The 11,690-nt window shown below is 67.6% G+C and carries 17 protein-coding genes; 9 read left to right on the top strand and 8 right to left on the bottom strand.

Annotated features, from left to right (window positions below):
- Positions 1 to 93 precede the first annotated feature (93 nt).
- Positions 94 to 1,605 (bottom strand): class I adenylate-forming enzyme family protein, encoded by a 1,512-nt coding sequence (locus tag AC1ROX_RS21080; protein WP_493128759.1) that lies wholly within the window; start codon positions 1,603 to 1,605, stop codon positions 94 to 96.
- 52 nt (positions 1,606 to 1,657) lie between these two features.
- The gene (locus AC1ROX_RS21075; RefSeq protein ID WP_493128757.1) at positions 1,658 to 2,401 is read right to left on the bottom strand and encodes an SDR family oxidoreductase; all 744 of its coding nucleotides are present in this window, start codon (positions 2,399 to 2,401) and stop codon (positions 1,658 to 1,660) included.
- A gap of 74 nt (positions 2,402 to 2,475) precedes the next feature.
- On the opposite strand from AC1ROX_RS21075, the gene AC1ROX_RS21070 reads away from it, so the two are divergent.
- From AC1ROX_RS21070 to AC1ROX_RS21055, 4 genes are all read left to right on the top strand, one after another.
- Positions 2,476 to 2,856, top strand: coding sequence for a Rid family hydrolase (locus AC1ROX_RS21070; RefSeq protein WP_493128755.1), 381 nt, complete (start codon positions 2,476 to 2,478; stop codon positions 2,854 to 2,856).
- A gap of 24 nt (positions 2,857 to 2,880) precedes the next feature.
- Positions 2,881 to 3,345: a hypothetical protein gene (locus AC1ROX_RS21065; protein ID WP_493128753.1), complete on the top strand. Its 465-nt coding sequence runs from the start codon at positions 2,881 to 2,883 to the stop codon at positions 3,343 to 3,345.
- Between the two features lie 8 nt (positions 3,346 to 3,353).
- Entirely contained in the window at positions 3,354 to 3,884 is a 531-nt protein-coding gene (locus AC1ROX_RS21060) for a hypothetical protein (RefSeq protein ID WP_493128751.1), read from the top strand.
- An 85-nt stretch (positions 3,885 to 3,969) separates the two neighbouring features.
- Positions 3,970 to 4,287: a hypothetical protein gene (locus AC1ROX_RS21055; protein WP_493128749.1), complete on the top strand. Its 318-nt coding sequence runs from the start codon at positions 3,970 to 3,972 to the stop codon at positions 4,285 to 4,287.
- A gap of 80 nt (positions 4,288 to 4,367) precedes the next feature.
- On the opposite strand, the gene AC1ROX_RS21050 is transcribed toward AC1ROX_RS21055, so the two are convergent.
- Entirely contained in the window at positions 4,368 to 5,360 is a 993-nt protein-coding gene (locus AC1ROX_RS21050; protein ID WP_493128747.1) for an alpha/beta hydrolase, read from the bottom strand.
- Here AC1ROX_RS21050 and AC1ROX_RS21045 point away from each other — a divergent pair.
- The 4 genes from AC1ROX_RS21045 to AC1ROX_RS21030 are packed head-to-tail and all read left to right on the top strand — an operon-like array spanning position 5,332 to position 7,625.
- A complete protein-coding gene (locus tag AC1ROX_RS21045) occupies positions 5,332 to 5,568 on the top strand; it encodes a zinc-finger domain-containing protein (protein ID WP_493128745.1) in 237 nt (78 codons plus the stop codon). The genes AC1ROX_RS21050 and AC1ROX_RS21045 overlap by 29 nt on opposite strands.
- An 11-nt stretch (positions 5,569 to 5,579) precedes the next feature.
- The gene (locus AC1ROX_RS21040) at positions 5,580 to 6,038 is read left to right on the top strand and encodes a MaoC family dehydratase (RefSeq protein ID WP_493128743.1); all 459 of its coding nucleotides are present in this window, start codon (positions 5,580 to 5,582) and stop codon (positions 6,036 to 6,038) included.
- Between the two features lies 1 nt (position 6,039).
- Positions 6,040 to 6,816 (top strand): crotonase/enoyl-CoA hydratase family protein, encoded by a 777-nt coding sequence (locus AC1ROX_RS21035; protein ID WP_493128741.1) that lies wholly within the window; start codon positions 6,040 to 6,042, stop codon positions 6,814 to 6,816.
- Positions 6,816 to 7,625 (top strand): phytanoyl-CoA dioxygenase family protein, encoded by an 810-nt coding sequence (locus AC1ROX_RS21030; RefSeq protein WP_493128739.1) that lies wholly within the window; start codon positions 6,816 to 6,818, stop codon positions 7,623 to 7,625. Before AC1ROX_RS21035 ends, AC1ROX_RS21030 begins: the two co-directional genes overlap by 1 nt.
- 39 nt (positions 7,626 to 7,664) lie before the next feature.
- Here the strand turns inward: AC1ROX_RS21030 and AC1ROX_RS21025 are convergent, their stop codons facing one another.
- Complete coding sequence (locus AC1ROX_RS21025; protein WP_493128737.1) at positions 7,665 to 8,042, bottom strand: hypothetical protein; 378 nt, start codon at positions 8,040 to 8,042, stop codon at positions 7,665 to 7,667.
- Positions 8,043 to 8,217: 175 nt separating this feature from the next.
- Here AC1ROX_RS21025 and AC1ROX_RS21020 point away from each other — a divergent pair, with 175 nt between their 5' ends.
- Positions 8,218 to 8,904, top strand: coding sequence for a hypothetical protein (locus AC1ROX_RS21020; RefSeq protein ID WP_493128735.1), 687 nt, complete (start codon positions 8,218 to 8,220; stop codon positions 8,902 to 8,904).
- 124 nt (positions 8,905 to 9,028) lie between these two features.
- Here the strand turns inward: AC1ROX_RS21020 and AC1ROX_RS21015 are convergent, their stop codons facing one another.
- Genes AC1ROX_RS21015 through AC1ROX_RS21000 form a run of 4 tightly spaced genes read right to left on the bottom strand, consistent with a single transcriptional unit; the run spans position 9,029 to position 11,690 of the window.
- Positions 9,029 to 10,051, bottom strand: a complete 1,023-nt coding sequence (locus AC1ROX_RS21015) for an NADPH:quinone oxidoreductase family protein (RefSeq protein WP_493128733.1) — start codon at positions 10,049 to 10,051, stop codon at positions 9,029 to 9,031.
- 23 nt (positions 10,052 to 10,074) lie between these two features.
- Complete coding sequence (locus tag AC1ROX_RS21010) at positions 10,075 to 10,842, bottom strand: crotonase/enoyl-CoA hydratase family protein (RefSeq protein ID WP_493128731.1); 768 nt, start codon at positions 10,840 to 10,842, stop codon at positions 10,075 to 10,077.
- Between the two features lie 9 nt (positions 10,843 to 10,851).
- Entirely contained in the window at positions 10,852 to 11,232 is a 381-nt protein-coding gene (locus AC1ROX_RS21005) for a hypothetical protein (RefSeq protein WP_493128729.1), read from the bottom strand.
- Positions 11,229 to 11,690, bottom strand: a complete 462-nt coding sequence (locus tag AC1ROX_RS21000) for a hypothetical protein (protein ID WP_493128727.1) — start codon at positions 11,688 to 11,690, stop codon at positions 11,229 to 11,231. Before AC1ROX_RS21000 ends, AC1ROX_RS21005 begins: the two co-directional genes overlap by 4 nt.

The raw sequence follows: 11,690 nt of genomic DNA, 5'->3' as shown, positions 1-11,690 counted from the left end.
CATGCTCGCACATCGCAACGGCAACCGGCTTCTGCGCCTGGTCAACAGCCTGCTCGACTTCTCGCGCCACTGGAGTGGCGCGCTCCTTTGAGGTCAGACACGTTTCGCGTCGTCCCGCGCATAGGTCGCCACCGCGCGATCGACCAGGGTCTTGCGGTCGATCTTGTTCGTGCCCGCGAGCGGCAGCTCGTCGACGAACCACACGGCGCGCGGATGGGCGTAGGCCGGGCCGTTGTCGAGGGCGAAGCGGCGCAGCGCTTCCTCGGTCGGCGATGTGCCGGGCTTGGCGACGACGAAGGCGACCGGGAGCTGGTACTTGATGTCGTCCGGCACCGGCACGACGCAGGCCTGGGCCACGTCGGGATGCTGACCTAAAAGCTTCTCGACCTCGCCCGGATAGACGTTCTCGCCGCCGCACTGGAACATGTCGTCGGCGCGGCCGACGAAGAAGACGAAGCCGTTCTCGTCGCGGCGCATCACGTCGCCGGTGTCGTACCAGCCGTCGATCAGGCGCTTCTTCGTGTCGGCCTCGCGGTTGAGATAACCGCTCATCAGCGCGGGCGTGCGAATGTGCAGGACGCCCTGCGTCGCGCCGGTCTCGGCGCCGCCGATGAACTTCACCTCGATGTTCCTGCGCGGATAGCCCAGCGCGCCCATCGGCTTCGGCACGCCGTCGGGATGCGGCCCGAAGCCCAGCGGCCCGGACTCCGTGGTGCCCCAGCTGTTGGCCGTCTCGGCATTGGGAAACATCCGGTGCATCTGCTCGAAGAATTCGGCCGTCGAGGGTGCGGAGCCGGTGACCGCGGTGGTGACGCAGCCGAGGTCGGCCTTGGCCAGCTCTTCCGTCTCGCGCATCACCAGCGCCAGCATGGTCGGCACCGAGGTGATCATGGCGACGCGGTTGCGGTCGATGGCGCGGATGAAGCCGCGGGCGGTGAAGCTGGTCATCAACACGATCGTGCCGCCGTTGATCATCACCATCTTGGCGCTGAACAGGCCGTTCATGTGGAACAACGGCGCGGCGATGATGATCTTCTGGCCTTCGATGCCGGGCTTCTGCTCCGGCGTGGCGCCGGTCGCCCAGATGTAGCCGCCATGGGTCAGTGGCACGCCCTTGGGCAGGCCGGTCGAGCCCGAGGTGTAGAGCACCATGGCGACCTCTTCCGGCGCCATGTCGACTGCATCGAACGGGCCGGCATCGAGCAGGCTGTCGAGTTCCTCCATCGCGACGGTCGGCACCAGCGCGCTGACCAGCGGCGCGCGCTCGGCATCGGCGATCGCCAGCTTGACCGAGGAGTCCTTCATGATGTGCGCCACGGTCTCGCGCGGCAGCTTGTGATTGACGCAGACCGACACGAGACCGGCCGCCATCGTGGCCATGTAGAGCACGAGATAGTCGGCGCTGTTGGCCGCCACGATCGCCACGGCCTCGCCGCGTACGAGCCCGCGCTTCAGGAGGCCGCGGGCAAGGGCTGCGATGCGGGCGCGAGCCTCGCCGTAGCTCAGCCGGAACTGTTCGTCGCCTTCGGGCGAGACCTGGATGATGAAGGGCCGGTCGGCCGGCGCCTGCGGATCGAGGATGGCAGCGAGATTCTTGAGGCTCATGGTGTCCTGATTGCCCAACGGCCGCAGTTCCTGCAAGGGACGTGCCGCCGCGTCAGCGCCTGCGATGGAATTGCGAGCCGCCGTAGGACTGGTCGGTGGGCACGATCTCCATGAAGCTCACATCCATGCGCTGCGGTGCGCCCAGCACAAACATGACCGCCTCGGCGATGTCGGCCGGCTGCAAGGTCTCGAAACCGTCGTAGAAGCGGCGGCGGCCTTCCTCGCGATCCGCCATCAGGCCGAGATGGGCGCCGGTCTCGACCCGGCCCGGCGAGATCTCGCTCACCCGCACGCCCGATCCGTGCAGGTCGAGGCGCAAGGTCTGGCTGAGATTGTGGATGGCGGCCTTGGTCATGGCATAGACCGGCATGCCGGGCAGGGGCCCGGTGCCCGAGGTCGAGCCGAGATTGACGATGTGGCCGAGGCCGCGCGCCTTCATGCCGGGGATGACGGCGGCCAGGCAATTGAGCGTGCCGCGCAGGTTCACGTCCATCAGCACGTCGATGTCGTCGGGCGACGCCTCCCACGACGTGCCGCCGCGCACCGGCGCCGAGGCATTGTTGACCAGCACGTCGGCATCGAGCGAGCCCAGCGCGCTCAGCACCGCGTCGCGATGGGAGATGTCGAGCGCCATCGGCCGGCAGCCCGTCTCCTGCGCCAGCACCGTGAGATCCTCGGCGGAGCGGGCGACGGCGTAGACGTCGAGGCCGCCGATCGCGAGTTCGCGGACGATCGCCGCGCCGATGCCGCGACTGGCGCCGGTGACGATGGCGGTACGATAGCGATCGAGAGACAAGGGCTTCCTCCTTTGCCCGGCGCGAACGGCCGCTTAAAATGCCACCATAGCGCATCGACTAGCAGGAGCGAGGCATGGCCAAGAAAGTCTTTCCGGACGGCACCGAGGTGGCGGCCTTCTACGTCCGCACCATCAAGAGCGGGCCGTTCGTGTTCGTGTCGGGTACGACCTCGCTCAACCCGAAGGGGCAGGTCCAGGGCAAGGATGCGGCCCAGCAGACGACGATCACCATGCGCAAGATCGAGGCCGGGCTGAAGTCGGCCGGTGCGAAGCTGAGCGACCTGGTGCGGACCACGATCTACGTCACCGACATCCGCGACATGGGCGCCGTCACGACGGCCCTGGGCAAGTCGCTCAAGGGCTCGGTGGTCACATCGACGCTGGTGGCCGTGAGTGCCCTTGCCGTGCCGGGCCTGCTGGTCGAGATTGAGGCCACGGCCGTCGTCAACGACTGACGAGGGCTGAGCGGGGAGAGTGGGATGAGCGTGAAGAGAGTAGGGTTGCTGGGCCGCCGGCAGGCGCTGGTCGGGTCGGTGGGCGCCGTGGGGACGATGCTGGCGGCGCCGGCGATCGCCCAGCAGCGGGTCAAGTCCGGGACCGTCAATATCGAGCAGGTCCAGGTCGCCTTCTTCGGAAGCGGGAATGTCGGCAGCGGCACGCTTCACTACGAGGGGAAGAGCTACCGCTTCTCGGTCGGCGGCCTGGGCGTCGGCGGCTTCGGCGTCTCCAAGATGGAAGCCTATGGCGACGTCTACAATCTCAAGACCCTGCGCCAGTTTCCCGGTGCCTACGGCCAGGCGCGCTACGGCGCGGCCTACGGTGACCAGGGCAAGGGCGAGATGTGGCTGGAAAATCCCAACGGCGTGATCATCGATCTCAAGACGCGTCGCCAGGGTCTGGCCGTGTCGCTCGGCGCCGACGCCGTCATCATCGATTTCAAGTGAGGCGAGCCATGACGATGCTCAGCCGCGCCCTCGCGGGCGCTCTCGTGCTTGCCGCCGCCACCCCCGTGCTCGCGCAGGACGACAATACCCAGACCTTCAACGCCTTCGCCGTGGTGATGGCCAACGGCCATATCGTGCGCGCGGGTGAGAAGCAGCTCTTCGTGGCCGCGACCCTCGAAGGTCCCCTGTTCATCGAGACCGACGAGGGGCCTCAGCAGGCCGGCCGCGTCGGCTGCGCCGTCTCGTCGAAGATCGACCAGGGCAGCCGCACGACCAGCGCCTCCGGCGCCTGCACCTTCACGGCGAACGACGGCGCCACCGCCTGGGGCGAATTGGATTGTGCCGGCTACGAGCTGGTGGGCTGCCGCGGCACCTTCAAGCTGACCGGCGGCACCGGCCGGTTCGAGGGCGCGAGCGGCGAGAGCACCTTGCTGTGGCGGCCGACGGCGCACGAACTCAAGAAGCAGCTCGACGGCATGACCATGGATAACGTCACCGGCATCGTCCAGTGGCGCGATTTCAAGCTTAAGGGCAAGTAAGCGCCGGGTTGCGCGTATTGCACCGTCGAGCGGCCACGATGTACTGTCGCGAGCCCGCTCGATGCCGGGCCAAAGGGGAGAGGCGATGAAGACGCGATCGACGATGCGGTGGATGTTCGTGATGGGCATCACAGGTCTGGTTGCGGCATGCGGCATGGCCAAGAGCACGCCCGGCGAGGATCCCCGCACCGAATCGAACGCGACGCAGGTCACCTGGACCGACGGCAAGCCTGCCATCGCCATCAGCTGCAAGGAGCCCGGCGGCTGCCAGACCCGCGCGGTCGCCATGTGCAACAGCAGCAACGGCAACTACACGACGCTGAAGATGGAGAACATGCCGACGCGTGGCGACATGACCACGGTGCGCGGCGCGGCCTCGGTCGTCATCCGCTGCGGGGCTTGAAGGTCCTCCTAATGGAGCGCGCCACCCAGTGGCGCTCATGATCATGAAGCGCCACTGGAGTGGCGCGCTCCAATGAAGGATCAACGACTCCGCTTCGAACCCCACAGGCTCGCCATCTCCGGCTGGGAAAGCGATGCGTCCGCGCCCGACGGCAGCGCGGCCTCGTGGTTTGAAATCCAGACCACGACATCGGCAGTGACCGCCGGTCCCGCCTTGTCGCGCATCAGCAGGTGATAGCCGTTTTTGTAGAAGGCGAGCTTGGAATCGGCGCGCGGCGGCATGACCTCGATCGCCGCCTTCACCGGTTCCTGCGGCACGATGCGGTCGCCTAGCCCGTACATCATGAGATAGGGCTCGCGGACCCGGGTGGCGGCCGAACGCGCATCGTCCATCAGGTCGACCAGGCCGTAGGCCATGTCGAGGCGCGGCTGGCGCAGCATCATCGGATCGTTGCGCAGCTTGTCGATGGTCTTGGGATTGTCGGTCGGCTTGTAGTCGATCGAGGTCGGACCGGCCGGCATCCACGGGATGGTATGGGCGAAGAACCACAGGCCGGCGCTGGCGACCGGGCCGAACGTGTCGCGCGAGCGGACGGCGGCGGCCGACAGGATCAGCCCGTCCGATCTGGTTCCGCGATCGGCCGCGACCAGCACCACCGCGCCGCCCATGCTCTCGCCCGCCAGGTAGAACGGCACGCCGGGGTGGCGCGCCCGCACCAGCGCCGCGACCGCCTCGGCGTCGCCGACCAGGGCGTCGGTGCCCGGCCAGCGGCCGCGGTTCGGGCTGCCGCCGAAGCCGCGCTGGTCATAGGCATAGGTGGTGATTCCGGCGCCCGACCAGCTTCCGGCCGGTTCTTCCCAGGCCATGCGGTAATCGCCGAAGCCGTGCAGGGCCAGGATCACCGCCTTGGGCGCGCCGTTTGCCGCAGGCCAGACCGACAGCGGTAGCGAAGTGCCGTCGGCCGCGACATAACGGTCGTCGGTCAGCTTCGGCGCCTGCACCGTGCCGCCCGCCGGAACGACCGTCGGGGAGCAGGCCGAGAGCATGACCGCGGCAGCGGAGGCCGCTATCATTCGCCGGCGTAACAGGAGTGGGATCGTGACTGAGCCGTTTGAAGTCATCTCTGTCGATACTGACCGCGTCGCCTGCGATGGCGGTGGCGGCGCGTTGGGCCATCCCAAAGTGTACCTCAACCTGGGGGCGGAAGGACATGTCGAGTGTCCCTACTGCAGCAGGCTCTACAAGCTGCGCGAAGGCGCACATCCCGCCCACGCACACTAAGGGAACGGCCCGTGAAACAGCTCGGTGAAGGCTGGAACTGGCGCGACCTGACGGTCGGCGACAAATTCGTCACCTATGGCCGAACGATCTTCGAGGCCGATCTTCTCAATTTCGTAACCCTTTGCGGCTTTTCCGAGGAGCTGTTCACGAACAAGGAATACATCCAGGAACATGCTCCCATGCGCGGTGGTCATCCCGTGCCGGGCGCCCTGGTCTATTCCATGGCCGAGGGCCTGGTGATCCCGACGACCCTGCAGGGCTCGGGCCTCGCCTTCCTGTCGATGGGCTTCGACATCAAGGGCCCGACCTACGTGAACGACACGATCCACGTCGAGATCGAGGTCACCGAGATCAAGCCGACCTCGAAGGACCCGTCGCGCGCGCTGGTGCGGACCACCAACCTGATCAGGAACCAGAAGGGCGAAACGGTGCTGGTCTACACGCCGTTGCGCATGATGCAGGGGCGCTGACGTGACCAAGGTCGCGGTCGAGACGGCGGGAGCGACGACGATCGTCGCGATCGACCGTTTCGCCGAGGCCCGCAACGCCGTCGATCCCGAGACCGCGATCCTGCTGCGCGAGGCCTTCCTGGCCTTCGATGCCGATGAAACGCAATCCGTCGCCATCCTGACCGGCAGGGGCGGTTCGTTCTGCGCGGGGTTCGACCTGAAGGTTGCCGCCAGCCGCGAAGGCGTATCGCAGCACGATCCCGCCGGGCCGGGGGCGATGGGGCCGACGCGCCATCTCCTGTCCAAGCCGGTGATCGCCGCCGTCGAAGGCTATGCGGTGGCGGGCGGGCTCGAGCTGGCGCTGTGGTGCGACCTGCGCGTGGTGTCGGAGAGTGCGAAATTCGGCGTGTTCTGCCGCCGCTGGGGCGTGCCGCTGATCGACGGCGGCACGGTGCGACTGCCGCGGCTGATCGGCCACAGCCGCGCCCTCGACATGATCCTGACCGGCCGTGAGGTCGGCGCCCGCGAGGCCTTCGACTGGGGCCTGGCCAACCGGCTGATGCCGGAAGGGCAGGCCCTTGCCGAGGCACTGGCGCTGGCCGAGCTGCTCGCGAAATTCCCGCAGACCTGCCTGCGTTCCGACCGGCTGTCGTCCTACGACCAGTGGTCGCTCGACGTGCCGGCCGCCCTCGTCAACGAAGCCCGCCATGGCATGCCGGCGCTGCAGGCCGAGTCGCGCAAGGGCGCGGCCCGCTTCGCCGCCGGCAAGGGCCGCGGCGGCGATTTTGGAGAGATCTGATGCCGATGCCGACCGACGCCGAGATCGCCCGCTATCGTGAAGACGGCGCCATCTGCCTGCGCAACGCCATTCCCATGGAGTGGATCGAGCGCATGCGTGCGGCCGTCGACGACGACATGAAGAGGCCCGGGCCGATGGTCCGCATCAATACGCCGAAGGGCTCGCCCGGCCTGTTCTTCGTCGACTTCCAGCTCTGGCAGCGTCACGCGGACGCGCGGGCCTTCGTCTACGAATCGCCGGCGCGCGAGATCGCGGCGAAGCTCATGGGTTCGAAGGAGGTCGTCTACTATCACGACCATCTGCTGGTGAAGGAGCCGGGCACGCAGGAGCGCACACCCTGGCATCACGACCAGCCCTACTATCCGATCGACGGTGAGCAGGTCGTCTCGCTGTGGACGCCGCTCGATCCGGTCGATCGCGAGACCTGCGTCGAATACGTGAAGGGCTCGCATCGCTGGGGCCGCTGGTTCCAGCCCAAGTTCTTCAAGCAGGGCGGTGTCGACCTGCAGGTCCAGGACAGCCGCTTCGAGCCGTTGCCCGATCTCGATGCCGAGCGCGGCGATCACGAGTTCCTCGCCTGGGACATGGAGCCGGGTGACGTCATCGCCTTCCACGCGCTCACCTTGCACGGCGCGTCGGGCAACCGCTCGACCTCGCGCCGCCGCCGCGCCTGGGCGACCCGCTGGTGCGGCGACGATGCCCGCTACGGCGCCCGCGTCGGCCAGATCTCGCCGCCCATCGAAGGGCATGGGCTGAAGCCGGGCGACCGGCTCGAATGCGAGACGTTTCCGAAGGTCTGGTCGGCGTAATCACGCTTGCCCAACCGTTGCTTCACTGGAAGCGCGTTCCTATGAACCCGAGTCGAACTCGTCGAGCCACGCGCGGGCATGATGCAGCTCGCGGAAGATCTTCACCGGCCGGTCGCCGTCGGCCAGCGCCTCGAACAGGAGGGCCTGCTCGTAGGCGCGCTCCGTGACGGCCACGATGGCGAGGGGGCCGAGCTTGTCGATCTTCAGATAGGCACGGATGCGCGCGCCGAGCGACATCACGTCGGCGTCGCTCAGCATGACGGTGGCATGCGTCATGTCGAAGATCTTGCGGTAGGGCAGTGCGTTGGCGATGGTCACGCCGTCGAGATAGTTTTCGATATCCTCGAGTCGCAGCTCGTCCCGCGCGACGGCGATCACGAGTCGGTGCGGCTTGGAGATCGTCCATTGGACCGGCATGCGAACCGACTATGCCGGAATTTTTGCAGTGCCGACAAGCGCACCCGGATATCGCGGCCCGCGCTGGGCACATTGCGTTCGCTAAGCATCTGATAGAATGCCGGGGCGGTGTACTTCGCCTCGGTCTTGGCCTGGCGATAGATCTCGCTTCATGCCGGGCGGGCGCAGGCGGTACTTGCGCACCGACGACTGCGCGGGCACGCTGCCGGTAGCGAGGGACTTGGTGGGGCGAATCGTGGCAAAAATCATCACCAGCGGCAATTCACCTGGCCCGGCATCGCAGCCTTCGACGATCGATAACGTCGGCAAGGTCCGGGGTGCCGCCAACGGTACCACCCTTTCCTCCGGAGCCGTGCCGGTCGAGGCCAGGGGGGCGGTCCTTGCGAGCAGTGCCCCGGTAGCGATCGTCCCCTATGCCCGCCTCAAGACCGGTGCGGATCTGAGTGGCGCCAAATTGCTGACGCTGCTTGTGACGGGCATCGCCCTGGTGTCACCGCCGGCCCTTTCACAAGGAACTGCAGGATCAGGTGCGCCCGCGGCGGCGGCGCAGCCCCAGGTGGTGGCCCCAACGCCGCAAGCGCCCCAGGCGCCGAGGGCACCAGCCCTTATATCAACTCCTCCGGCCGCGGTGCCGATGGGCGGAACTCCACAAGCGAAGAGCGGCGCGACCGCCGGCGGCAAGGATGCTGGAAAGACCGCAAATGCAATAAACGGGGATATTCTCATCGATGATCCCACAAGCGATTTCGCCCGCTCGAAGGGACCGGGTGCGGGCGGAAAGCAGCAGCAGCGCTCGCAAGCTCCACTGCCGGCTGGTTATGGCTACGATGCAACAGGTCGCATCGTCTATACGGGGCGCTGACGTCTGCCGAAAGATCATCTCCGTCAGCAGGTGCGGGCAGGGCTTTAGAGGGCAATGAAACGCTGCCCGGGCCGTCGCGTCGCAAAGGACGCCCTCGAGTGGCCAGAGTAAATTAGGGCACTATCTACGGGATCAGCACTGCCTTGCCGACGACGGTGCGTTCCTCGATGAGGCGGAAAGCCCGCACCCAATCCGCAAGGTCGAAGCTGCCGGCGACGACGGCCTTGAGCTTGCCTTCCGTGAACCAGCGCATGAGCTCCTTCTGCGCGTCCATCACCAGGGCGCGGCGCCGGGCCAGGGCAACGGCTTCCTTCGGCGTCGGCGCGGTCTTGCCGCCCCAGCCATTGTAGTAGCCGTAGTAGAAGCCGATCACGGTCACGTTCTTGACCAGCAGGATGTTGGCCGGGATCTGGGGAATGACGCCGCTGGCGAACCCCATTGGGATGATGCGGCCCTCGGGAGCGACGCAGCGCATGGAGGCCGCGAAGGCATCGCCGCCGACCGGATCGTAGATCACGTCGGCGCCGCGTCCGTCGGTCAGTTCGAGCACCTTGGTGCGCAGGTCTTCGGTGCGGTAGTCGATCAGGTGATCGGCGCCCACCGCCTTGGCGGCGGCGAGCTTGTCGGCGCCGCCGGCGCTCGCGATCACCGTGGCGCCCATCGCCTTGCCGACCTCGATGCCGGTCAGGCCCGAGCCGCCGCCGGCGCCGTGGACCAGCAGCACTTCGCCGGGCTGCAGGTCGGCCTTCCACTTCAGCGCGCCGTAGGCGGTGGGATAGAGCGTCGGGAAATTCGTCGCCTCGGCGTAGGGCAGGCCGTCGGGGATCGGCACGGCATTGGCGGCGATGGTCACGCAGTATTCGGCGAAGCCGCCGCGGCTGCCGCCGGTGGCAATGCGCTGCCCGACCTCGAGGTGCGTGACGCCTTCGCCCAGCGCCACGACCTCGCCCGAGATCTCGTTGCCCGGCACGAAAGGCAGCGGCGGCTTGTTCTGGTGCTTGCCCTGGACGCCCAGCATGGCCGCGAAGCTCACGCCCGCGGCGCCGACCTTGACGAGAACTTCACCCGGCCCTGGCGCGGGCTTGGGCATGTCCATGATCTTGAGAGACTCGACCGGGCCGTAGGCCTCACACACCAAAGCTCGCATCGTTTCCTCTTACTTCTTGGACTCTACTTCTTGAAGGCGCCGTGCCGGCCTTCGCCCTGGGCGAAGCGTGCCGCGCCGCTTTGCGATTCCTGCCGCCGTGCATCGAGCGACAGTTCCATCTCGCGCCGGATCGCCGAGGCCTCGTCGCGGTCGAAGCTCTCGTACGCCGATTTGCGGTCCGATGTCATGGCGATCGGCGGGAAGCCCGCGATCTGCCGCGCCAGGGTCTCGGCCTCGGCGCGCGTCGTGCCGCGCGCCACCTTGCGCGTGGCCAGCCCGATCGCGATCGCCTCGTCGGCGCCGACCGCGCGGCCGGTCAGCAGCATGTCCATGGCGCGACCTTGGCCCACGATGCGCGGCAGGCGCACGGTCGTGCCGTCGCTCATCGGCACGCCCCAGCGCCGCGAGAACACGCCGAAGGTCGCCGTGTCGTCGATGATGCGGATGTCGCAGAACAGCGCGACGCCCAGCCCGCCGGCGCAGGCATGGCCTTCGATGGCGCCGATCACCGGCTTGCTGAGCGGGGCGCGCAGCGGGCCCTCGTCGCTGCCGGCCCACGGGAAATAATCCGTGCCCGAGCCCAGCTCCTTGAGGTCGGCACCGGCGCAGAAGGCACCGCCCGCGCCGGTCAGCACGGCAACGCGCGCCTCGCTGTCGGCCTCGAAGGCACGCAGCGCATCGGCGAGCCCGTGGGCGGCCTCGTTGTCGAGGGCGTTCTTGGCCTGCGGCCGGTTGATGGTGATGGTGGTCACCGGCCCCTGGGCCTCGACCACGATTTTCGGCGTGCTCATGCCATCGTCTTAGCGAACCGTGGCGAGCTCGTCTTCAAGCTGGGCGTTCGAGCGGGTCGGTGTGCGGAAGTACCACCAGTTATTCTGCGCGGTCCATTTCTCCTTCCGCGCGGTGCCATGGCCCCAGACGCAGCGCTTGAAGTCGCGCGTCGCGGCCATGAAGGCACGGTCGGCATCGTCGAGCTTCAGCGCGTGATCGCCCATCTCCTCGCGGCTGAACATCGGCAGCGCCTCGAGGATCAGCTCGCGCACGTCGACATCGTTCAGCCAGTTGTCGAGGTCGAAATTGTAACCCTGTCGTTCGAGGTCGCGGGCAAAGCCCGCCCACTGGTCGATCAGCTCCTGCAGGTCCGCGACGTCGGGCGGGCCGGGCGGCGGTGGCGGCTTCAATTGCTCCCCCGTTCGGACTGTCGGCGGTAGTAGCGCTCGCCGTCGTTGGGTTTGAAGAAGGTTCTTATGGTGCCGTTGGGATTGAAGGCGATGAAGGCGCCCGTGTCACGGTCGAAACGTGTCACGACGCCGTCACCCCGCACCGTCTCCAGGATCGGTCCGCCGACCTTGGCGTCGCGCAGCAACTGCGCCTGGCGGAGATAATCCTGCTTGGTGATGCGGCCGAATTCGCCGCCGTGCTTCTGGTAGTGCTCGTCGAGGCGGCGCTGGTCGGCGAAGCCCACGCTCGTGCTCCAGCCCTGGCCCGCTTCGCGCGCTTCGGCGGAGATCGTGGGCCCGCGCGCGGCTTCGCGCTGGCCGCGTTCGGAGACCTGGGTCCAGAAGAGGAAGATCGCGACCGCCGCCAGGGCCGCCGACAGCAGGCGGCGCCACGGCAAGCCGCGGGAGCGGACGTTCAT

Source organism: Reyranella sp. GW821-FHT14A01, from assembly GCF_058803965.1.
The sequence above is the reverse complement of the archived record's forward strand: the minus strand, read 5'-3'. Positions and strand labels throughout refer to the sequence as shown.